At 68.2% G+C, this 21,772-nt stretch carries 16 protein-coding genes; 4 read left to right on the forward strand and 12 right to left on the reverse strand.

The features are described 5' to 3' along the window. On the reverse strand, window positions 1-184 hold a 184-nt coding region (locus VD997_00005; GenBank protein ID HYE60350.1), incomplete at its 3' end, for a glycosyltransferase. A 242-nt stretch (window positions 185-426) separates the two neighbouring features. Here VD997_00005 and VD997_00010 point away from each other — a divergent pair. Continuing rightward, window positions 427-1,404, forward strand: a complete 978-nt coding sequence (locus VD997_00010) for a prepilin-type N-terminal cleavage/methylation domain-containing protein (GenBank protein HYE60351.1) — start codon at window positions 427-429, stop codon at window positions 1,402-1,404. 48 nt (window positions 1,405-1,452) lie between these two features. On the opposite strand, the gene murJ is transcribed toward VD997_00010, so the two are convergent. The 11 genes from murJ to VD997_00065 all read right to left on the reverse strand — a co-directional run bounded on the left by murJ (window position 1,453) and on the right by VD997_00065 (window position 19,122). Then, a complete protein-coding gene (murJ, locus tag VD997_00015; protein HYE60352.1) occupies window positions 1,453-3,147 on the reverse strand; it encodes a murein biosynthesis integral membrane protein MurJ in 1,695 nt (564 codons plus the stop codon). 16 nt (window positions 3,148-3,163) lie between these two features. Next, window positions 3,164-4,585: a sodium:proton antiporter gene (locus VD997_00020; GenBank protein HYE60353.1), complete on the reverse strand. Its 1,422-nt coding sequence runs from the start codon at window positions 4,583-4,585 to the stop codon at window positions 3,164-3,166. After that, the gene (locus VD997_00025; GenBank protein HYE60354.1) at window positions 4,582-4,992 is read right to left on the reverse strand and encodes a VanZ family protein; all 411 of its coding nucleotides are present in this window, start codon (window positions 4,990-4,992) and stop codon (window positions 4,582-4,584) included. The genes VD997_00020 and VD997_00025 overlap by 4 nt, the downstream gene beginning before the upstream one ends. Then, window positions 4,989-5,894: an AAA family ATPase gene (locus VD997_00030; GenBank protein ID HYE60355.1), complete on the reverse strand. Its 906-nt coding sequence runs from the start codon at window positions 5,892-5,894 to the stop codon at window positions 4,989-4,991. Before VD997_00030 ends, VD997_00025 begins: the two co-directional genes overlap by 4 nt. Before the next feature lie 58 nt (window positions 5,895-5,952). Continuing rightward, entirely contained in the window at window positions 5,953-7,476 is a 1,524-nt protein-coding gene (locus VD997_00035; protein HYE60356.1) for a hypothetical protein, read from the reverse strand. Then, complete coding sequence (locus VD997_00040) at window positions 7,473-8,504, reverse strand: NAD-dependent epimerase/dehydratase family protein (GenBank protein HYE60357.1); 1,032 nt, start codon at window positions 8,502-8,504, stop codon at window positions 7,473-7,475. The genes VD997_00035 and VD997_00040 overlap by 4 nt, the downstream gene beginning before the upstream one ends. Window positions 8,505-8,537: 33 nt before the next feature. Beyond that, window positions 8,538-10,757 carry a polysaccharide biosynthesis tyrosine autokinase gene (locus VD997_00045; GenBank protein ID HYE60358.1) on the reverse strand — a complete coding sequence of 740 codons (2,220 nt, stop codon included), beginning with the start codon at window positions 10,755-10,757 and terminating at the stop codon, window positions 8,538-8,540. Between the two features lie 148 nt (window positions 10,758-10,905). Continuing rightward, the gene (locus VD997_00050; protein ID HYE60359.1) at window positions 10,906-15,519 is read right to left on the reverse strand and encodes a tetratricopeptide repeat protein; all 4,614 of its coding nucleotides are present in this window, start codon (window positions 15,517-15,519) and stop codon (window positions 10,906-10,908) included. A 51-nt stretch (window positions 15,520-15,570) separates the two neighbouring features. Beyond that, entirely contained in the window at window positions 15,571-16,443 is an 873-nt protein-coding gene (locus tag VD997_00055; protein ID HYE60360.1) for a hypothetical protein, read from the reverse strand. Further along, window positions 16,436-17,308: an exosortase/archaeosortase family protein gene (locus VD997_00060; protein ID HYE60361.1), complete on the reverse strand. Its 873-nt coding sequence runs from the start codon at window positions 17,306-17,308 to the stop codon at window positions 16,436-16,438. The genes VD997_00055 and VD997_00060 overlap by 8 nt, the downstream gene beginning before the upstream one ends. A gap of 230 nt (window positions 17,309-17,538) precedes the next feature. After that, the gene (locus VD997_00065) at window positions 17,539-19,122 is read right to left on the reverse strand and encodes a polysaccharide biosynthesis/export family protein (GenBank protein ID HYE60362.1); all 1,584 of its coding nucleotides are present in this window, start codon (window positions 19,120-19,122) and stop codon (window positions 17,539-17,541) included. 353 nt (window positions 19,123-19,475) lie between these two features. Between VD997_00065 and lipA the strand changes: the two genes are divergently transcribed. The 3 genes from lipA to VD997_00080 all read left to right on the forward strand — a co-directional run bounded on the left by lipA (window position 19,476) and on the right by VD997_00080 (window position 21,753). Further along, window positions 19,476-20,576 (forward strand): lipoyl synthase, encoded by a 1,101-nt coding sequence (gene lipA, locus VD997_00070; protein ID HYE60363.1) that lies wholly within the window; start codon window positions 19,476-19,478, stop codon window positions 20,574-20,576. A 50-nt stretch (window positions 20,577-20,626) separates the two neighbouring features. After that, window positions 20,627-21,046, forward strand: a complete 420-nt coding sequence (locus VD997_00075; GenBank protein ID HYE60364.1) for a hypothetical protein — start codon at window positions 20,627-20,629, stop codon at window positions 21,044-21,046. A gap of 107 nt (window positions 21,047-21,153) precedes the next feature. Continuing rightward, window positions 21,154-21,753, forward strand: a complete 600-nt coding sequence (locus VD997_00080; protein HYE60365.1) for a hypothetical protein — start codon at window positions 21,154-21,156, stop codon at window positions 21,751-21,753. Window positions 21,754-21,772: the final 19 nt, after the last annotated feature.

Here is a 21,772-nt window from a genome sequence, read left to right on the forward strand (position 1 = left end):
CGTCGTCGTCGGCCGGGGCCAGCACGCTCACCTCGTGCCCCAGTTTCAGCAGCGCCTCGGCCAGGTCCCGGACGTGGTTCTGCACGCCGCCGGGCACGTCGAAGGAGTACGGGCACACGATGCCGATGCGTGGGTGCGCCAAGAACAGCCAGCCCATTGCCGTGAAGAAGCCGGGGATGAGCACGCTCAGGGTCATGGCGGCGGTGGTGGTGGTGGCGGTTACGGCGGTGGCGGTCGCTCCGGCGGCGGCCGCGGCGGCTGGTAATCCCCCGCACCGGTCCCCTGACCGGGCCTGACTGCAGTCTTTACGGACCTGGGCCCCGCGGCGAACCCGCGGGGCCCGGTCTTTTTTTGAACCCGCTTGCCACCGCTGGTACGCTGAGGCGGTATAGCCCGGGAGTCCGCATGTAGTCGGAGGGGGTTCGCGTGCACGACCGCCGACAAGTGAATGCCCGAACCGCCTTCACGCTCATCGAGCTGCTGGTGGTCATTGCCATCATTTCGCTGCTGATCAGCATCCTGCTGCCCAGCCTGGGCAAGGCGCGGGAGGCGGCGCGGTCGATCAAGGACGCGGCGAACATCCGCAGCATGCTGCAGGGGATGTTCATCTGGTCGGGCCAGCACGACGACTGCTACCCCTTGCCCAGCCAGGTGGACCGGGCGAACACGACGATCAACCCGGGCGCGCAGCCGAGCATCGTGAAGGACAACACGGGCAACATTTTCTCGCTGATGATCTACAACGGGTTCATTCCGCCGGAGCTGGCGGTGTGCCCGTCGGAGGTCAACGGGCGGATCATCAAGGACCCGCGGTACGAGTACAGCTTCCCCTCGACGGCGGTGAACCCCGCGGCGGCACTGTGGGACCCCGGCTTCGGCGGGTACCCGGGCGAGACCGGTAACGGCACACCGATGGGCGGGCGGCGGACGTACGGCGGCGGAGTGATGGGCTACGTGAGCTACGCGCACACGCCCGCGTTCGGTGAGCGGGCGCAGATGTGGAAGGGCACGCTGGACTCGCGCCAGGCGGTGCTTGGCAACCGCGGCCCGCAGTACGACGGCACGCCGGGGGCGTGGGGCCTGCGGCCGGGCGTCGGCGGGATCGAGAGCAACCGGCTGAAGATCTTCGGCGGGCCGCGCACGTGGGAGGGGAACCTGGGGTACAACGACGGGCACGTGACGTTCACGAACGTGCCGGACCCTGAGGGGATTCCGATGTCGTTCATGTCGCCGATCAACGGGATGCGGACGCACCGCGACAACGTGTTCGTCAACGAGGACCGGACGACGGGGCTGCCGCTGGGGGATCAGTTCGCGGACACGGGGTTCAACTGCTACCTGCAGGTGTACGGGGACGTGTTCGTGGTGCCGTCGGGTGTGGCGATCACGCCGTATATCGACTGAGCAGGAATAGGACTCATAGGAGTCATAGGACTCATAGGAGCCGGGGAGCTACTCGAAGCTCATTGCTGTGGTGTCGCCCTTTGGTGCGCGCTGGGTGAGCCAGCGGAGTTCGGGGAGTTTGAGGAACGCGGCGAACGCGGCGTAGATGATGCCGCCGGTGCCCACGAGCATGCAGAGGCGGAGCAGGTGCTTGGGCCAGGTCTCGTGGCCCGGGGGGATGCGGGTTCCACGTTCGACCACCCAGACGGCCGCGCCCATTATGGCGGTGGTGATGGCGATGCGTGCGAAGGCGGCGGTGGTGGCGCGGTCGAAGGGGCGAACGGCGAGCTTGCGGGAGCAGAGCGTTGCGAGGATGACGCACTGGATAATCGCCGAGATGGCGGTGGACCAGGCGAGGCCGGCCTCGCGCAGCCACCAGATGAGCGTGCAGTTGAGGGCGAAGTTGAAGGCGACGGCGAGCATCGCGAGGCGCATGGGCGTAAGGGTGTCGCCCTTGGCGTAGAACGCGCGGGTGAGGACGTGGTTGAGGGAGTAGGCCCAGATGGCGGGGGCGAAGCCGGCGAGGACCGCCGCGGCGCGGGTGATGTCATCGTGCGAGAAGCCGTGACGGCCGCCGCCGTAGATGACGGTGAGGATGTTCTGGCGGATGAGGAAGAGGCCGACGGTGGCGGGCAGGCCGATGAAGAGCGAGAGGCGCAGGCCGCGGCGGAGGTGCTGGACGAAGTCGGTGTTGTTGTCGCTGCTGCGTGAGAGGAGCGGGAACACGGCGGTGGCGACGGCGATGCCGAAGACGCCCAGTGGGAACTGGTAGATCGTCTGCGAGTAGCGGAGCACGGCGTTGCTCTTGTCATCGAGCGTGACGGCGAGGCCGAACGCGGTGGGGCCGACCCACACGGGCCACATGGCGAAGAGCAGGTCCATGAGGCTGTTGAGCTGGATGGTGCCCAGGCCGAGCATCGCGGGGATGAAGCGCTTGAGCACGCGGCGGGAGCTTTCCTCTGCGGTGTGCCAGGCGCGGGTCCAGGCGACCTTGCCCCTGAGGGCGTGCAGGGACCACAGGATCTGCACGATGCTGGCGAGCACGGCGGCGGAGCCGACGATGTAGGCCGCGGGGTTGGCGGCGTACCAGCCCCAGAAGAAGCCGGCGCCGGCGGCGATCTGGAAGAGGTTGAGGATGATGGGCGCGGCGGCTGGCGGGCCGAAGCGGCCGTGGGCCTGGAGTATGCCGCCGAGGATGGCCGTGGCGCACACGGCGGGCATCATCGGGAGCATGAGCATCATGAGGCGGAAGGAGAGGGCGCGCTCGGGGTCGGCGGGTGTGAGCAGGAGGAGCGCGAGGAGGATGAGCTCGATGACGAGCGTGAGGCCGCCAGTGACGAGCATCAGCGACCAGAGGGTGATGGAGGCGAGGGCGGAGGCGCGGGCGGGGTCGTCGCGGCGCAGGAGGGTGTACTCGGGGAGGAACGCGGCCGAGAGAGCGCCCTCGCCGAAGAGGCGGCGGAAGAAGTTGGGGAAGGCGTAGGCGGCCTGGAAGGCGGAGCCCAGCAGCCCCGCGCCGAACATGCGGGCGGTGATCACGTCGCGGGCGAGGCCGGCGAAGCGGGAGACGAGCGTGAGGCCGGAGACGACGCGGACCGCGCCGGCGAGGGGGGCGGCGGCGTGCCTGTCGTCGGCCGCTCGCGCGGTGGCGTTGGGCGCGGCGGGTTGTGGCGGCTCGGCAGTAATTGTGGCGGCCTCGTCCATGAGTCTCTGTGAGACTCTATCGGATCAGCAGCAGCCAGTGCACGGCGAGAATGGGCAGGAGGATCACCACCGCCCATCCGAGGTAGCCGAAGAAGGAGGGCATCTTGACACCCGCGGCCTCGGCGATGGCGCGGACCATGAAGTTGGGGCCGTTGCCGATGTAGGTCATGGCGCCGAAGAAGACCGCACCGGTGGAGATGGCCACGAGGGTGCGGTGGCCGCCGGGGAGGGCGAGGAGCTCCTGCACGCCCTGGGCGTCGATGGCGCGACCGCCGGGCATGGCGACCTGGAGGAAGTTGAGGTAGGTGGGGGCGTTGTCGAGCACGGCGGAGAGTGAGCCGGTTCCCCAGTAGAAGGATGAGGCGGAGTCGATGCCGAGTTTGGCGCCGTTGGCGGCGAGGTACCCGAGCGCGGGGATCATGGTGAGGAAGATGCCGATGAAGAGGAGGCCGACTTCCTTGACGGGCTCGAAGGTGAACTCGTTCTGCGAGAGGAGGGGCTTGGGGGCCATGAGGTAGGCGCCGATGGCGACGAGGGCCTGGAAGGTGGCGCCGATGGGGATGCCATGGATGCCGAACTGCTTGTCGAGGAAGGGATCGATGAAGACGCCGGCGATCATGAGGAGGAGGCAGACAAGGCCGGTGCCGCCCTCAATGCTGAGGCGAGCGGAGCCGTGCTGAGCGGGCTCGGTGCGGCGCTCGATGATGGTGTCGTACACGAAGAAAACGGCGAGGAGCAGGCCGACGGTGAGCAGCCAGTCCTGCCAGAGGGCGGTGAGGGTCCAGAAGAACGGGACCCCCTTGAGGTAGCCGAGGTAGAGGGGCGGGTCGCCGATGGGGGTGAGGCAGCCGCCGCAGTTGCTGACGATAAAGATGAAGAGGACGACGTGGAGCGGCTTGAGGCGGCCCTCGTTGAGGCGCATGAAGGGGCGGATGAGGAGGACGGACGCGCCGGTGGTGCCCACGAGGTTGGCGAGCACGGCGCCGAAGGCGAGCAGGAGGGTGTTGGTGAGGGGGCGGGCGCGTCCGGTGGTCTTGATGAGGATGCCGCCGGAGACGACGTAGAGGCCGCCGACCAGGGCGATGAAGGCGTAGTACTCGATGAGGCTGTGGAGGAGGGCGTGCCGGCCGTGGGCGCCGAAGCCGGCCAGGTAGTAGCCGGCGACCATGCCCCCCAGGGCGAAGGCGAAGTCGGGGTAGTGGCGGTGCCAGATGCGCTGGCTGACGAAGGGCATGAGGGCGATGCTGGCGAGCAGCGCGGCGAAGGGGGCGACGAGATACAGCGGGATGTGGGGGTGGCCCGCGGAGTCGAGGTGTGGCGGCAGGGCTTTGATGGCCAGTGCACCGGCGAAGAGGCCGAGCACGGCGGCGATGGCCCAGATGACGGGGCCGTGCCGGAACCTCAGACCTGACTCGTTGAGTGTGTCGTCGCCCTTCATGAGGGCAGGAGTCTAGGGAAGAGCGCGGCGAGCGGCTTGCGCAGGAGGAGCAGGAGCAGGGTCGCGCCGATGCAGCCGATGAGGTTGGCTCGCATGTCGGCCCACTCGCAGCTGCGGTTGACCCACTCGATAGCCTGGCCGAGCTCGTCCACGACGGCGTAGGCGCAGGAGACGAGGCAGCTGAGGACGAGGTTGCGCCAGGAGAGCGGGGGGCCGAACCAGCCGCAGGCCGCGCAGAGCACGGCCCACACGGCGAAGACGACGACGTGGATGGCCTTGTCGGTGCCCTCGGGGCCGGGGGCCTGGAGCTTGGGCCAGTGGGTGCCGATGCACAGTGCGATGGCGTAGGCCCAGAAGAGGACGAGGACCCAGCGGTGGCGATTGAACGGCGCGGCGGGGGAGGTCACCCGCCGACCTTGGCGACCGCCGGCATGGGCGTGGGCACCACCACGATGTTGGGCGCGGCCATCTCACGGCGCTTGGCGAGCATCTGGTCCCACTCTTTCAGCAGGACGTCGGCGAGGGCGTTGTAGTCCTCGGCGCCGCTGGCCTGCGGGGCGTACTCGAAGATGGTCTTGCCGAAGCTGGGGCACTCGGCGAGCTTGATGTTGCGGCGGACGGCGGGGCGGAGCACGCGGGCGTACTTCCACGGGGCGTCGCCCTTGCGGGCCTCGTCGAAGAAGCCGTCGAGGTCGGCGACGACCTCGCGGGTGTGGGTGCTGGCCGCGTCGTGCATGCAGAGGACGACGCCGGTGACCTTGAGGCGCGGGTTGACGCCCTGGCTGACGAGCTTGACCGTCTCGAGGAGCTTCCCGACACCCTGGAGGGCGAGGAAGTGGGCCTGCATGGGGATGAGGACCTCGCGGGCGCAGGCGAGGCCGTTGATGGTGAGCAGGCCGAGCGAGGGCGGGCAGTCGAGCAGGACGAACTCGAAGCGGTCGCCGAGCTTCGCGAGGGCACGCTCGAGGCGGCGCTGACGGTCGGGGGTGCCGGCGAGCTCGCCCTCGACGGCAGCGAGCGCGGTTTCGGCGGGGAGCACGGCGAGGTTCTTGCTGCGCTCCTGGACGATGCGGCCGATGTCGGCGTTCTCGTCCATCATCACGTCGTAGACCGAGCCCTTGAGGTTCTCGGGGTCGACGCCGAGGTGGAGGGTGGCGTGTGCCTGGGGGTCGAGGTCAACGACCAGGGTCGAGCGGCCGGCCTTGGCGAAGGCGGCGGCGAGGTTGACGGTGGTGGTGGTCTTGCCGACGCCGCCCTTCTGGTTCATCAGGGCGATGAGGCGGACGGGCTTGCTGGTCGGCTCGGGCATGGGCCGAGTATATCGGCAAGGTCGGCAGAAACTGCCGAGTTTGGAGGCGCAGGAATTCTCAGGAAGCTGTCGGTTCCTCGACGGGCTCGGCGGCGGCGTCTGCGACGGGGACGTTCGCGGTGACCGTGGTGGGGGAGGTGGCGGGCGATTGCGTCGCCACGGGGGTGGGGGCGGGCACCACCGGCGAAGTGATGGTGGTCTGCACCTTGGGCTCGGGCTTCTTGTCGTAGGCGGCGGCCTGGGCCTCGATGGCGCGCCGGCGGGCGATCTTGATGGCGGTGACGCCGATGTAAGCCGCGAGGATCATCGCGAGGAGGTAGATGATGCGGGCGCGGACGAGGCTCATCCCGACGCCCAGTGCGGCGAAGGAGGCGGCGATGCCGTAAAGGCAGAGGACCGCGCCCTTGACGCCGAAGGCGCGCCGGAGCATGTGGTGGAGGTGCTGGTCGTCGGCGGCGGAGATGCTCTTGCCCTCCATCTTGCGACGGACGATGGCGAGGGCGGTGTCGAGGATGGGGAGGGCGTAGATGATGAGCCCGGCGACGACGAGGTGTGTCTGACCCTTGTCGCCCAGGGTGAGGATGATCACGCAGGTGCAGAAGCCAAGGAGCAGGGAGCCGGCGTCCCCCAGGAAGATGGTCGCTGGGTTGAAGTTGTGGGGGAGGAAGCCCAGGCAGGCGCCGAGCACCGCGAGGCACATGATGATGCGCTGGGAGTCCCGCGGGCCGTCGTCGACCACTGCCAGGCCCAGCGCGACCACGAGCAGGCCGGCGGAGGAGATGGCGGTGGTTCCCGAGAGCAGGCCGTCGAGGCCGTCGATGAGGTTCGAGGCGTTGCAGAGGGCGAGCACTGCGACGGCGATGATTGCGGTGCCGGCCCAGTAGACGACGTCGATGGGGATGGTGTCGGCGCCTGCGATGGGGAAGGGCAGCGGGATGTTGAGGAGGATGGTGGGGGAGCCGCCGATGACCTTGGTGGCGATGCCGAGGGAGTCGGCGAGGGGGATGAGCAGTCCGGCGGCGAGCTTGACGCCGACGTTCTCGTAGGCGAGGGCCGCGGCGGCGAAGAGCTGGCCGCCGATCTTGACACGGGGGCTGATGCCGAAGACGTCGTCGAGGAAGCCGACGATCATGATGACGGTCATGCCCAGGAGCACGGAGATAGGCACGTGCTGGTGGTAGACGCCGTACTTCTCCTCGAGGTGGGCGGGCTTGACGGGGTGCCACTCAATGAGCCAGGGGAGCTTGAGGGCGAGCAGGCTGTAGAAGATGCCGCCCACGATGCCCACGAACACGGCGACACCGCCGAGGTAGGCAATGGGGATGCGGTGGACCTTGCGGGGGTCGCTGGGGCGGTCGATCACGCCGTTGGCGACTGCCAGCTTGCGCATGATGGGCGTGGCGAAGAGCGTGAGGACAAAGGAGACGATGAGGACGCCGATGTAGCCCTCGAAGACCGACAGGCGGGTGAGGAGGTTGGAGGCGGTGGTGGCGGCGTCGGTCGCGGTGTGTGTGGCGGCCTCCGCGGCGTCCGCGGTGGTCTCAGTCGCTGCTTGTGCCAGGATGGCCCAGACGCCTGTCACTGCTTGCCTCGCTTGAAGTCGGTAGAGAATGAAGCGGCAACGTCGAGGATGGTGCGTTCCAGAGGGATGCGTGGGGCGAAGCCGACGGCGGCGCGGAGGCGGGAGAGGTCGGGCCGGCGCTGGCCGAGGTCCTCGAACCCGCGGGTGTAGGCCTGAGTGTAGGGGATTTTGCGGACGCCGGAGGTGGAGCGCAGAGTGGTGATGACGGAGCTTGCAAGTTCGCCGATGGTGATGGGGGTGTCGGCGCCGACGTTGAAGACCTGGCCGTGGCAGGCGGGGTTGGCCATGAGGCGCGGCAGGACCTCGACCACATCGCGCACATCGCAGAAGCAGCGGGACTGTGTGCCGTCGCCGTAGACCTCGAGGTCGCGGCCTTCGAGCGCGGCCTGCACGAAGCGGGGCAGGACCATGCCGTACTCGCCGACCTGGCGCGGGCCGACCGTGTTGAAGAAGCGGGTGACGACCGCGGGCAGGCCCTGCTGGGCGTGGTAGGCAAGGGCGAGGTACTCGTCGACGGCCTTGGTGCAGGCATAGGACCAGCGCGACATCGTGGTGGGGCCGTAGACAACGTCGTCTTCTTCGGAGAAGGGCGAGCGGGTGGACTTGCCGTACACCTCGCTGCTGGAGGCGATGAGCGTGGGGACGCCGCGGCCTTCGCGGGAGCGGGTAGCGGCGAAGCGGAGCAGGGCGGAGGTCTGCTCGATGTTGGTCTCGATGGAGCGGATGGGGTCGGCGATGATGAGCTTGACGCCCACTGCGGCGGCCAGGTGATAGATCTCGTCGAAGGTCTCGCCCTTGCCGAAGGCGGCGAGGGCGTCCTTGAGGTCGGCCTCCACGAAGCGGAGGCGCTCGTGCATCGCGGGAAGGTTGCTGCGGCGGCCGGTGGAGAGGTTGTCGACGACGGTTACGTGGTCGCCGCGGGCGAGGAGGAGCTCGGTGAGGTGGGACCCGATAAAGCCCGCACCCCCGCTCACCACCACCCGGCGGTGTTCACCTGGGGTCGTGCTGGCGGGCGGGGGTGGGGTCATGGCTGAAGATTACCAGTGGGCCGGGCGCGGTGCTCAGGCCTGCTGGTACTCGTGGGCGGCGCGGATGTTGCCCTTCATGTAGCCGCCGCTGGAGGAGCGGACGGCGTTGACGACGACGCCCAGGAACTCGCTGCGGCCGTCGCTGAGCTCGTTCTTGACGCGGGCGATCATGCCGCGCTTCTCGGCGAGGGCGCGGACGACGAGGATGGAGGCGTCGCAGCGGTGGGCGAGGGCGACGCCGTCGCCGGCGACGATGGCGGGGGCGCAGTCGATGAGGATGAGGTCGTAGTCCTGGCGGGCGCGGTTGAGGACGTCCGTCATGGCGTCGGTGGCGAGGCGCTCGAAGACGCGGTGCTCCTTGCTGCCGGCGCTGAGGACGTCGAGGTTGGGCGTGGAGGTTGCCTGGATGGCGTCGGTCAGCTCTACGCTGCGGGCGAGGACGTCGGCGAGGCCCTTGCCCTCGCTGAGGCCCATGACGCGGTGCAGCGAGGGGCGGCGGAAGTTGGCGTCCACGACGAGCACGCGCTTGTCGGCGGCGGCGAAGGCGAAAGCGAGGTTGGAGACGGCGCTGGTGGCGCCGCTGCCCGGCATGCCGGCGATGACCAGGAGCGTCTTGTGGTCGGCGGCGGCGACGCGCTTGGCGACGCTGCCGCGGATCTGGCGGAAGCTCTCGGCGACGATGCCGCGGGGGCGGTCGCGGAAGGCGGTCTCGGTGGCGCCGACGCCCGAGGGGTCTTCCGACGCTTCGGGGACCCAGCCCAGGAGCTTGGTGCGCGGGATGATGGAGATGTCGGAGGGGCCCTTGACGCGCTGGTCGACGACCTCGCGCAGGACAACCAGGCCGCCGACGAGGCCGACGCAGAGGATCATGCCCGCGGGGAGCATGAGCTTCCACTTGGGGAAAGACATCTCGTTGGGGGTCTTCTCGGGCTGGAGCAGGACCACGCGGTTGAAGCTGCCCATCTGCTGGAGGCTGAGCAGATTCTGGAAGGATGCGGTGGTGTCCGCCTTACTCGCCATGATGGTGCGGATCTGGTTCTCGATGTCGTCGAGCTGGCCCTGCGCGGTGGTGAGGTCGGTGAGGCGACGCTTGTAGGCGCCGCTCTCCTGCACGAGCTTCTCCTCCTGGCTTTCGAGCTGGGCGACGCCCTTGGCGAGCTCATCGAGCTCGCCGGCGAACATCTTGGCGAGGCGCTCGCTCTTCACGCGCTCGAGGTTCTGGCGGGCGCCCTCGAGGTTGGCGTCCACCATGCGGACTTCGCGGTGGTCGGGGGAGAGGCCGCGGTTGAGCAGCATCTGGCGGGTGGTCTCGAGCTTGGAGATCATGGACTGGACCTCGAGCACCGCGGGGTCCTTCTCGATGTTGGCGAGCAGCTCAGGGGAGAAGCCGCCGGCCTGCTGCTGCTCCTGCATCTGGGTCAGGCGCTTGCGGGCGCTCTGGAGGGAGAGCGAGACCTGCTGGAGCTCTTCCTCGGTGTTGGCCAGGAGCATGCGCGTCGCGTTGGCGGCGTCGCGGATGGCGTCAAGGCTCATGGTGGTGACGAGGCCGTCACGCTTGCGGGCGAGGTTCTTGAGCTCGATGTCGTAGCGGTCGATCTGGTCGCGGATGGCCTTCACGCGGTCGTCGGAGAGGTCCTGCGTCTGGCTCTTGAGGACGAGGGTGTACTTCTCGCGCACGAGGCGGAGGATCTCGGTGGCGTCTTCCTTGTTGCTGTCGGAAACCGAGAGCTCGATCAGGTTGGTCTGGGGGAGGACGCGGGCGCCGACGATGTCGCGCAGCTCCTCGGTCATCTTGTCGTAGCGGGGGGCCTGCATGCCCGTGGAGCCGTCAACCTCCAGGAACTGCTTGGCCCAGCCGGAGGCCTTGTTGATCAGCTGGGGGTCCTCGGCGACCTTGGCGAGGACGATGTCGGAGGTCATCATGCGGACCTGCGTCTGCATGAAGCGGTCCATCTCCTGACCGCCGACGTACTGGGCGTTGGCGCCGCCGACGTCCTCCTGCGGGGGGAGGCAGTTGAAGATCGCGACGGGCGACCACTTGGGGGCGACGGTGCGCAGGACCAGGTGGGCGCCGACGCCCAGCACCGCGCCGGCGACGGCGGCGCCGCCCAGCACGAGCTTGTACTTGTTGAGCAGCTTGAGCGGATCGATGCTGCCGGCCTGCGCCGCGAGGGCGGCGGGCGGCGTTGCGGTCGAGCCCATGCGCGCGGGCTGGTTCATCACGGGTGCTGCACTGGCCGGAAGCGTCGTCATAGGTACATTCCTCTACTGCCCATCGCGGCCGGGTGACCGCCCCCACGCGCCGCGGCCCCGCAACAGGGCGCAGCGATCACAAACTGGCGTGAGTCTGCCTCGATACTGTCGGTCCGATACTCCCCTGACTTGCGTGAAGTTCGGATTCTCAGGCCGAACCGATCCGTTTCCTGACCTCTTCGAGGTCGGTCTTTGATTGGGCGGGAATAGCGGATGGGTTGTTTTCCTGGATTTTGACCGCGTCGGCGATCGCCTTGCGTGCGTCATCCTTGCGGCCGAGGGCGTCGAGGATCTCGGCCTTGTGCATGAAAACAGAGACCGCCGTGAGCGGCGACATCTGCATGCCCTCGGCGCGGGCGATGGTGGCGAGGGCCTTGTCCTTGTCACCGGTCTTGAGGTAGCACACCGCGAGCGTGTCGAGCACGTCGGCGGTGGGGTTCTTCTCGGCCACCTGCTGGGCGAGCTTGAGGGCCTCGGCGGGCTGGCTGGTGCGCTTCACCAGGGTGTAGGCAAGATTGTTCATCACCTCGAGGTCGTCGGGGAACTCGGCGAGGCCGGCCTGCATGGCGGCGGCGGCCTCGGGGTAGCGCTCGGCGGCGTAGAGGTTGCTGCTGTAGGTGCGGTGGACCATCTGACGCAGCGGCTTGTTCTGGGAGGTGCGGAGGAGCTGCTTCATCACCTCGAAGCCCTGCTCACGCACGGCGGTGTCCTCCATCATGAGCATGCCGCGGAAGAACGAGGCCCACTCGGTGGAGCGGCCGGAGTTCATGAGGTCCTCGAGGAAGCTGCGCTGGGCGGAGCGCTCGGGGAGGATGCGGCGGAGCTCGCCGTACCACTGGAGCATCATGCGAGGATCGTCCGAGGGGACGATCGCGAGGGCGTCGGCAGCGGAGCGGAGGGCCTGCGCCGACTTGTTCTGCAGCATGGCGATGCGGGCCTGCACCATGAGGAGGCCGGGGTTGCTGGCAACGCGGGCCTTGAGCTGGGCGGAGTTGAGGACGCGCTCGGCGTCGGCCGCAAAGGGCTGGGGCTTGGCTGAGAGCAGCGTGTCGAGGTAGCGGAGGGCGGTGGTGTCGCTCGGGTCGATGCTGTAGGCCCGCTCCATGAAGCGGACGGCCTGCGACCAGCGGTCGCGGATGGCGAAGACCTGCGCCACCATGGTGAAGGCGCCCACGTCGCGCTGACGCTTAGTGAGGGCGCGGTCGGCGACCTCCAGGGCCTCCTGCTCGCGGCTGTTCTCGAGCATGTAGGCGATGAGGCCGCTGAGCAGCTCGTTGTCGTGCGGGTAGATGTCGAGCGCGGCCTTCAGGTCGTTGATGGCCCTCTCGGGATCGCTCAGGTCCTTGTACACCATGGCGCGGAGGCGGAGGGCCTGCCAGAGCTGCGGGTTGAGCTTCACGGCCTGCGTCAGGTCGGCCTCGGCGGCGCGGAAGAGCGGGCGGGCCTCGTCGGCCTGCTTGCCCGCGGCCGACTCCATGATCGCCTGCCCGCGGCGCATGAACACGGAAGCGTCCTGGGGGAAGCGCGCCACGGCGCGGTCGAGCAGGTCCATGCGGCCCTTGGCGTCCTTCTGCTGGTTCTTGATCTCGGCGGCGACGAGGATGGTCACTGCGTCGAGGTCAGGGGCCGTCAGCATGGGGGTGACGATGGCCGAGGCTTCGGTGAACTTGCCGAGCTGGAGGTAGCACTCCGCGAGGCGCTTTTCGTAGATGCGGTTGGGTGTGTCGGCCTTGGCCGCGAGGATCTGGCGGCAGGCCTCGGCGGCGCGGTCGAGCTTGTTGAGGGCCATGCACGAATCGGCGATGGCGCGGTCGATGTTGGCGGTGGCCTTGTCCTGGAAGGGGCGGGCGCGGTCGAGGATCGCGAGGCCGCCCTCGACGTCCTGGCGCTGCATGAGGAACTGGGCGTAGGCGACGAACGAGTCGGCGTTGAGCTTGCCCGCGGCCTCCTGCTGCTTGATGTAGTTCTCGAAGACCTCACGGGCCCTGGCGGCGTTGCGGTCGGCCCAGTGCCACGCGGCGTCCAGGCCGACCACGTCAAGCCCGGGCGCGCGCTGCATGAGGTCGTCGATGATGGGCCGGGCCTTGGTGCGGTCGCTGTCCATGTGGATGGACGCGAGGGCGATGGCGTTGTCGCGGTCCTCGGGGGAGACCTGGTAGAGCTGCGTGCGGCGCTGGAGGGCCTTGGCGCGGTCGCCGCCGGGCACGGTGGCCTCGAGGATGAGCCACATGTGCACGAAGTCGCCGTCACCGCTGGCGAACTGCTCGTAGTTGCGGGCGCTGGTGAGGGCGTCGTCGAGCTGTCCCGAGCGCATCTGGGCGCTCACGAGGTCCTTGATCGCGCCGACGTCATCGGGGCGGAGGGCAAGGGCCTGGCGGAAGGAGGCGATGGCATCGGTGACACGCCCCGCCTTCAGCTGAAGGTGGCCGAGGAGGCGCCAGGTCTCGGGCTGCACGCCGCCTCGTCCTGTGGCCTGCTGCAGGACGGTGACGGCGGTTTCGGCGTTGCCCTTGGCGGATTCGAGGCGTGCGCGGAAGGTGGCCCCGTCGATCGCGTCTACGTTCTCGCGCTGGCCGCGGGCGGCGAGCTCCTCGGCGCGTGTCCAGTCCTTGTCCTCGACGGCGCTGATGAAGTCGATCTCGACCACGCGCTTGTCGTTGGGGGCTGTCTGCTTGGCCTTGTCGAGCGCGGCGCGGGCGTCGGCCTTCTTGTTGAACTCGGTGTAGATGTTGTACTCGTTCAGGAGGCGCTCGACCTCGTCATTGGCGGTGGCCATCCTGTTGAGCTCGAGGCGCTGCTTGAGCGGGTCGTTCTCGGCGAGGCTGACCTCGAAGTACCGCAGTTCGGCGTGGCCCGGGTTGGCTTCAAGGCCCTTGCGGATGGCGTCGAGTGCGCCGGCCTTGTTGTTGTTGCGGATCTCCGCCATGGCCAGCGTGCGGTACAGACGCGGGTCGGTGGACTTGAGGCGGTCCATGTCAGCTCGTACCTTCGCGACGACCTTGGCCGGGCCGGTGGGATCGTTTGAGAGCTCCCTGGTCATCTTGTCGACTTCGAGGACGACCTGGAGGATGGGGTCGGAAACCTGCTCACCCTTCACGTGGCCGCGGAGGACCTCGAGCTGCTGCTTGATCGCCTGGTTGTTGGGCTGGGTGCTCTGGACCCACGTGAGCAGCTGCTCGGCGCGGGCGTAGTTGCGGAGCATCATCTCCACCTCGGCGAGGCGGGCCACGGCGAGGATGTTGTTGGGCTGAGCGCGGACGACGTTCTCGAGCTGGGTCTTAGCGGCGCCGGGCTCGTTGCGCATGACCGAGACCTCTGCCGCGAGCATCATGGCATCGATCATCGAGCCGCGGGTGTCGCGGTTGAACTGCGTGAGCAGGCGGTCCGCCTTCGTCAGGTCGCCCTCCATGATGGCGAGCTGGGCGTCGGTGAGCATGGCGCCAGGCGTCGAGGCGTCTACCTGCGCGACGAGCTCATCGCGGAGCTTGCGCATGCGGGCGATGGACTTGTCGCGATCAGCGGCTTCGGTGATGCCGCGGTAGACCTGGAAGATCGCCTGGCCCTGGCGGACGCGGGCGTCGGCCTTCTTTGAGAAGAGCAGCTGGCCCTCCACCGAGAGCGGGGGCACGGGCATGTCGATGACTTTCTGCAGGATCCCGATCGCGTCCTCGTGCTCCTTGCGGGTAGAGGCGAAGTCGGCCAGAAGCATGTGCAGGTCGGCGTCGGCGGGGCGGGCCTGCAATGCGGCGCGGACGATGCCCTCGGTGCGGGAGAAGCCCGCGGCGGCGTCGATCGAGCCCTCGAGCTCGCGGAGCATCTGGATGCCGCGGAGTGGGAGCGTCGTGGCCTGGGCCCTGGCGAGCTCCGCGGCGGCCTCGATCCTGGGCTTCATGGCGGCGACGAGCTGGCGGTTGAGCTCCCGGACTTCGTCGGCGCTGGGCTTGTCGGTGCGCTGGGCGAGCTCGCGCATGCGGCGGTCGAGCTCCTGGCGGGTCTGCACGATAGTGGCGAGGGCGTTGCCGGGGTTCTTCGCGAGGAAGTCGGTGATGACTTTCTCGGCGCTCGCCATGTGCTTGTTGGCTTCATCGAGGTTGTTGGCGGTCGCGGCCTTGTTGGCGGCGAGGCCGTGCCAGACCGCGAGCCACTGGGCGGAATCCTGATCACCGGGCGCTGCGGCGAGCGCTGCCTCGAGGTCGGCCTTGGCGCCCTCGACGAGCTCCTTGGGAGCATCGGGGGTGTTAAGGGCGATTCGGAGTCGGGCCATGCCGCGGTAGCGACGGAGGGATTCGGACTCGGCGGAGGGGGCCGGGTACTTGGAGAGGATGAGGTCCGCGTCGGCGATGACGTCCTCGTAGCCCTCCTTGTAGAAGGGCATGGACTCGAGCATGTCCTGGCGGAGCTCGAAGTACTCGCGCTTGTCGGCGATCTGGTCGCTCACCAGGGCGAGCTGGCGGACGGAGAGGGCGAGCTCCTTGTGGAAGGCGTCGGAGTAGGAGCGCTGGGACTCGCGGTTGGTCTGCTTGAGGGCCGTGATCCACTTGCGGAGGAACTCGGTGTTGGTCTTCTCTTTGTTGACGGCCTTGGCGTAGGTGTCCGCGGCCTCCTTGTACTGCTTGGCGGCCATCTTCTGGTCGCCCATGCGGGCCAGGTCGGCGCCGGAGTTCTGAAGGAGGACGTAGGCGGTGTAGGACAGCCCGCCGATGACGACGGCGGCGCCGGCGGTGAGGCCAACCACGAACTTCGTATTCACGTTCCCGGCCATGGACAATGCTCCTGCCGGCGCGTCAGGTGCGCCGGTTCTCGAATCTCGCGCTCAGGCGTTGCCGCCGGGCGGTGTGCTTCCGTCGGTATCGGTGGGGGGTGGGTAGCGTCCGGCTTCGACCTCGACCCAATCGGGGGTGCAGCGCATGAGGTCGCCGAAGAGCTCGTCGAGCAGCTGGGCCGAAAGCGCGGCCAGCTCCTCCTGAGAGGTGACGTCGGGCGTGGTGACCTGCACCTTCATGTAGAACGCGTAGGTGGCGGAGAGGTTGAAGGCGAGCAGGCGGACGTCCTCGGCGCGGGCGACGCACCCGCCGTTGGCCACGAAGAAGTACCCCGCGTAGAGGTCCTTCCCGTGGTCGATGAACTTCATCGTGTGGATCTTGATGGTGTCAGGGTCGCGAGGCATGCGGACGTACACGCCGTCGCTGCTGCGGACTTTTGTGATGCGGCCCTTGAGCTGCTCGGGCACGTCGCGGTCGGGCATGAAGCGGGTGCGGTCGAGGGGCAGGGGGAGGTCCTGCGTGAGCGTGCCCAGCTGCATGCCGCCGGCGACGAAGCAGCGGTCGGCGACGTGGGGCACGGTGTCGATCATGCCGGTGTAGTACGCCGCGTGGAGGCTGATGCTGCGGGGCTTCTTGCCCTGGGCGGGAAACTTCTCGAGGTAGACGCGGGTGATGTAGTTCTTGGTGCCGAGGGTGGCCTCGACCTCGGCGGTCTCGCGGTGGTCGCCGGTGGTGCACACCCAGGAGCTGGTCTCAAAGGGGACGGAGGTGAGCAGGCGGCCGCCCTCGGGGTGGATGGGCAGCTTCTTGATGGAGATCTTGAAGTGGTCGATGGCGAGAGGCATCGCGATGGCGGCGATGGTGAGCAGGCCGAGCGCGACCACGAAGGGGACGGTAAAGAAGCGGCGGATGGGCTCAGGCACGGGTCACCCCGGCTTTCTTGATGGGCTTCTTGGCGTCGGGAGCCTCGCGGACGATACGGCTGAGGAGCCACTGGATGCCCATGAACATGGCGAGGCCGACGCCCAGCAGGACGGTGCCGATGACCATGTGGGCGTCGCCGGTGGCGAGGTCGGGCTTCCACAGGCTGAGCAGGCCGAGCACGGCTACGCGGAGGATGTTGTTGAACACCGCGACCGGAATGGCCAGCAGCATGAGGGAGACGCGCTGCCACCAGACCTTGGTCGTGAGGAGTGCAACCGCGCCGGCAAGGGCCATGAAGGCGACGACCATGCGCATGCCCGAGCACGCCTCGGCGACGTTGAGGGCCTTGCCGCCGACGGTGAGCGTGTTGCCGTCGATAAACACGACGAAGTCGGCGCCCAGGGCGCTGATCACCCGGAGCACGAGCCACGCGCCCTGCGCGGCGATCTGCTGTAGGGCGAAAGTGATCTTGATGATCACCTGCTCGGAGTTCGACACCGCGAAAACGAGGTAGGCGATGGGCAGGAAGATGACCTGGAAGATGGAGGGGCCCAGCAGCAGCAGGCAGAGGCCGGCCAAGGTCAGCACCATCGAGAACCCCATGAACATGTGGTTGGGGAACCCGACGATGAAGAAGAAGTAGCAGACGATCCCGAGGATGAGGGGGAGCAGGCCGGGCCAGAAGGTGCTGGCGCGGCGTTTCTGGAGCTCGGCCCGGTTCTGCCAGATCGCCCATGCGGAGATGAGCGGGACGACGAACGCGTGGCCCCAGTCCTCCATCGCGCCGGCGCTGTGGCGGGCCTGGCGATCAAAGAAGACCGCGAAGAGGCCTGCAAACGCGGTGAACAGAAGGACACCCTTCACCCATGCGAGGATGGTGAGGCCGGCGATGCCGGAGGCCCCTTGAGGGGCTGTGATCGCTTGAGTACCGCTGGTCGCCATAACGGGGGATCGACAGGAGGCCCGGACTACAACCCTGACAAACGCAGGCCGGGGTCCGCCATCGTACGTGCCCGTGCGACCCTCTGGTTCGCCCGGAGCCGCGCCTTGTGGCGAAACCCCCGCCCGTTCGGTCAGGTGTTAGGTAGTTCGGCCTACTGGCCCAGCGCGTTGAGCGGAGGCGGCCCGAACAGGTCGTTGCTGATGTTGCGATCCAGCACAAACCCGAACCCGTAGCTGGCGCGGAAGCCGTTCCGGATAACCGCGAGGGGCAGGGCCCACCATGTCGTGCCGACGTTGATGCGGTCGTTTGGCTTGAGCCAGACGTCGGGCTGGGTCTTCTGCCCGATCGCCTTGCCATCGAGCATGATCGTTGCCTCGCGGTTGTGGTCCAGGAGGCGGGTGAGGTCGATGCGCTCGGGGATGGCGAGGTTGCCGAAGCCGCCGGCGGAGTCGATCGCACGCATCAGCGTCAGACCGCCGCTGGTGGGCAGCTGGTAGGGGCCGGGGCGGGCGACCTGTCCGCTCACGTACACAAGGCCGCTGGGGGGCGCTGGGACGCGGATCACGTCGCCCGGGCGGATGATGATGTTGACGCGCTGCTCGCCCGCGAGGAGGTCGCGCATGCGGATGCGGATGACGCGCTGCGTGATGAGGTTCTCGGTCTCGCCTCCGGGGGCCGCGGCCTGGCGGGCGGTGCGTCCGCCGGAACGGACCCACTTGCCGTTGACGAAGATCCAGGCACCCTCGTCGGCGGTCTGCGGGATGCCCTCGGGCGCGGGCTGGGCGGTGCGGGCCGCGTCGTTCTCCGGGAGGTTGACGATGGGGGCCTGGCCGGTGGTGCTGGGGGTCGGTTCAGGCTGGAACATCCCGGGCGAGGTCGGGCGGGGAGCAGGGTCAGACCCGGGCAGCGGCACCGCCGGGGCCGGCGCCGGCGGCTGGGCCGGCTGCGCTGGATCCGCCGGCGCGGGCTGCGTCGGCTGCGGCGCGATCTCATCGATCAGGCGGTTGAGGTCCTGACCGGTGGGCTGCTGCGGCTGCGTCGGCTGCTGCGGGTTGGTGGGGGCCTGCGGGACCTGGCCCTGCGTGACCTCTTCCGACAGCGGCACCTGACGGATCACGTAGATCTCGTCGACGTTCTGGTCGAAGCGGCCGCCGGAGGTGAGGGCCTCGAGAAGGCGGTAGTCGGCACGAGGAATGAAGTACGGGCCGGGGCTCTGGACCTCGCCGATGATGTTGTACGTCTGCTGACGCTGGCCGCGGGCGTCGACGAGCACGAGGGGCTCGGCGACCAGGCGCTTCATGGCGTTGCGGATGACCTCGGTGGCCTCGTCGGTGGTAAGGCCGCCGATCTGGAGGCGGCCGAGCTGCGGGAGCTCGATGGTGCCGCGGGGGTCGACGGTGCGCTGGTAGGTCTCGGGGCGGCCCGTCTCGATGAGGTCATAGAGGGTGATGTCGAGCTGGTCGCCGGGGCCGATGCGGTAGGCCTGGGGCAGCGGGATGAGATCGGCCGGCACGGGCTCGCTGGTCTCGACCAGCTCCCCGGTATCGTCCTCGATCGCGGCGAGGCGGTCGAGGATGGGCATGACGGTGGGGGTGGGGTCCCACCGCCCGTTGACGCTGGGGTCCATGAAGGAATCGGCGCAGCCGCCGAGGAGGCCGGCGGCGGCGATGGCCGTGCCGGCGGCGATGCGGAGAACCTTGGCCTGACTCTTCACCTGACCGATCTCATTCTTCAAGACCCGCTCCTTTGACTTGGCCGCGGCCGCGTGACCCCTGGTCGCTAGCGTCCGCTCACCGGGCGTCCTACCCCGTCACTATGCCCCCGACTTGGTCGCCTTGCCGGACGACCTGGCGGAGGAGCCCATCATAGATCCCCCACCCGGTGTTTCCCCTTCCCAGAGGGAGGGGCCGACAACTACCGATCGTCCGATAGAGGCGGCTTCATGAGTTCGCCTGCACAGGCTATCGGAATGGGCGGCCTGACGGGGCGACCTGGTGAGGGGCCCGGGCGGGGGGACCGGCTGAGGGGACGGGGAACCCGGCAGGTACGCTGCCCGGGTCCAGCTGGTTTGCCCTAGAGTCCTTTCACATGACCGCCGGCCAGCCCTCTGCTCAACCTGATGTCGCTTCGCCCGCGGGCGCAAGTCCTGCCGACCCAATCGCCCGGACGCTCGCGCGTCACCCGCGCCCGCTGGGTGGCGATCCGCTGAAGATGGTCGATCGGCCGGTGCTGTCGCTTTCGGACCGGATCATCAACAACCAGGGCGGGGCCAAGGACCAGATCGCGGTAAAGCGCAAGCCGCCCTGGCTGCGGGCGAAGGTGCCGGGGGGCCCGGGGTACAACCGCCTGCGCGGGATCATGAGCGAGCACAAGCTGCACACCGTGTGCGAGGAGGCGGGCTGCCCGAACATGGGCGAGTGCTGGGCCCGCGGGGTCGCCACAATCATGATCCTGGGGGACACGTGCACGCGGGCGTGCGGGTTCTGCAATGTGAAGACGGGGCGGCCGCAGCCTCTGGACAAGGACGAGCCGCGCCGCGTGGCCGAGAGTCTCGCCCTGATGGGGCTCAAGCACGTGGTAGTGACGAGCGTCAACCGCGACGAGCTGCCCGACGGGGGCGCGGGGGTCTGGGCCGAGACGATCATCCGGAGCAAGGAGGCGTGCCCGGAGATGTCGATCGAGGTGCTGATTCCGGACTTCGAGGGGAACTGGGCCGCGCTGCAGATGGTGATCGATGCGCGGCCGCACATCATCAACCACAACCTGGAGACGGTGCGGCGGATGTACCCGGCGGTGCGTCCGAGCGCGAAGTTTGACCGGAGCGTGGAGCTGCTGCGGCGGGTGAAGGAGCAGGGGATCGTCGCGAAGACGGGGATCATGGTGGGGATCGGGGAGCGAGATGACGAGGTGCTGGCGCTGATGGAGGACGTGCAGGCCCGCACTCGCACGCGCGTGAACGGCGGGGCCGAGGACACGATGGACATCCTGACCATCGGGCAGTACCTGCAGCCGACGCGCAACCACCTGCCCCTGGACCGCTGGGTGACTCCGGAGCAGTTTGAGATGTTCCGGCGGGAGGGGCTGGCGCGGGGGTTCAAGGTGGTGGAGTCGGGGCCGCTGGTGCGGTCGAGCTACCACGCGGACCACCAGGCGGATGTGCTGACGGACATCATGAAGATGCGCTGCTGAGCCGTACGCCGATAGGACGCATAGGACTCATATGAGGCATAGGAGAGGCCATGGATGATGGTGCCTTCCTGAGGGCGTTCCGTGCGCAGCAGATTCCGGCCGTGGAGTGGACGCACCGGGCGCACGTGTGGGCCGCGTACCTGATGCTGCTGGAGATGCCGCTGGGGGATGCAGTCGCCGCGATGCGCGAGGGGATCAAGAAGCTGAACGCGGCTCATGGCCTGGTGGAAACGCCCGAGCGCGGGTACCACGAGACTCTGACGCGGGCGTGGGTGACGGTGATCGATTCGACTGTGCGATCGCGGGGGCGGGCGGAGTCCTTCGAGGCGTTCGCGGCGGAGCACCCGCACCTCTTGTGTGTACGACGCTGCGGCTGTTCTATTCGCCGTCGGGGATGCCGGCGCGGGCGCGGTATGAGTGGGTGGAGCCTGACTTGGCGCCGCTGCCGCGGTGAGCTCCGGTTTGGTTAGTAAGGGTCTGATCTGAACCGGGTTGCACCGCGAGGCGCTGCACGCTTGACTACGCAGGCCCGTTTGGCTAGTGTGCACTAACCCGCATCTCTCTCTGGAGAACACCGATGAAGACGCTGCTTGCTGCTTTGCTCGTCCTTGCCGCGATGATCGTGACCGGTTGCTCGACGCCCTCGCTGAACGCGCTGGCGTCGGATGAGACGGTCGTGGCTGACACGGGGATCGTGGGCACGTGGGAACCGGTGAACGAGGACGGCAAGGAGGCGGAGGAGTACTACGTCGTCTCGGATGCGGGCGAGAAGACGTACACGGTCAAGCTCGTCAAGGAGGGTGAGGAGAAGGGCATGCAGTTCTCGATGCAGCTGGTGAAGCTTGGGGATCACCAGTTCATCGATCTGACGATGACCAGGACCGACCGCGACGAGGTGGGCGAGCGGTTCGGCACCATGGCTGCGCCGATGCACAACTTTTTCCGCTGCAAACGGAATGGTGATGCCCTTCAGATCTGGCCCCTTGAGCACGACGCGCTCGAGAAGGGGCTGAAGGATGGGACGTTCAAGCTGGGGCACGCGGAGCACGGCAAGGAGAAGAAGGTCGTGCTGACGGCGTCGACCGAGGACCTGCAGGCGTTCTTCAAGGCCAACGCCGAGCACAAGGACCTGTGGGGCGACATCGGAACGCTCAAGCGGAAGGCGGCGAAGAAGTAAGCGGGTGGCTCGGAGCGCG

Source organism: Phycisphaerales bacterium (assembly GCA_035627955.1).
In the GTDB taxonomy this organism is placed as follows: domain Bacteria; phylum Planctomycetota; class Phycisphaerae; order Phycisphaerales; family UBA1924; genus JAEYTB01.

What these genes read in the sequence shown, in the direction of transcription:
- VD997_00045 (HYE60358.1), bottom strand. Translation starts at nt 10,757, where the DNA reads ATGACGACGCTTCCGGCCAGTGCAGCACCCGTGATGAACCAGCCCGCG.
- murJ (HYE60352.1), bottom strand. Translation starts at nt 3,147, where the DNA reads ATGGACGAGGCCGCCACAATTACTGCCGAGCCGCCACAACCCGCCGCG.
- VD997_00040 (HYE60357.1), bottom strand. Translation starts at nt 8,504, where the DNA reads ATGACCCCACCCCCGCCCGCCAGCACGACCCCAGGTGAACACCGCCGG.
- VD997_00075 (HYE60364.1), top strand. Translation starts at nt 20,627, where the DNA reads ATGGATGATGGTGCCTTCCTGAGGGCGTTCCGTGCGCAGCAGATTCCG.
- VD997_00030 (HYE60355.1), bottom strand. Translation starts at nt 5,894, where the DNA reads ATGCCCGAGCCGACCAGCAAGCCCGTCCGCCTCATCGCCCTGATGAAC.
- VD997_00050 (HYE60359.1), bottom strand. Translation starts at nt 15,519, where the DNA reads ATGGCCGGGAACGTGAATACGAAGTTCGTGGTTGGCCTCACCGCCGGC.
- VD997_00080 (HYE60365.1), top strand. Translation starts at nt 21,154, where the DNA reads ATGAAGACGCTGCTTGCTGCTTTGCTCGTCCTTGCCGCGATGATCGTG.
- lipA (HYE60363.1), top strand. Translation starts at nt 19,476, where the DNA reads ATGACCGCCGGCCAGCCCTCTGCTCAACCTGATGTCGCTTCGCCCGCG.
- VD997_00020 (HYE60353.1), bottom strand. Translation starts at nt 4,585, where the DNA reads ATGAAGGGCGACGACACACTCAACGAGTCAGGTCTGAGGTTCCGGCAC.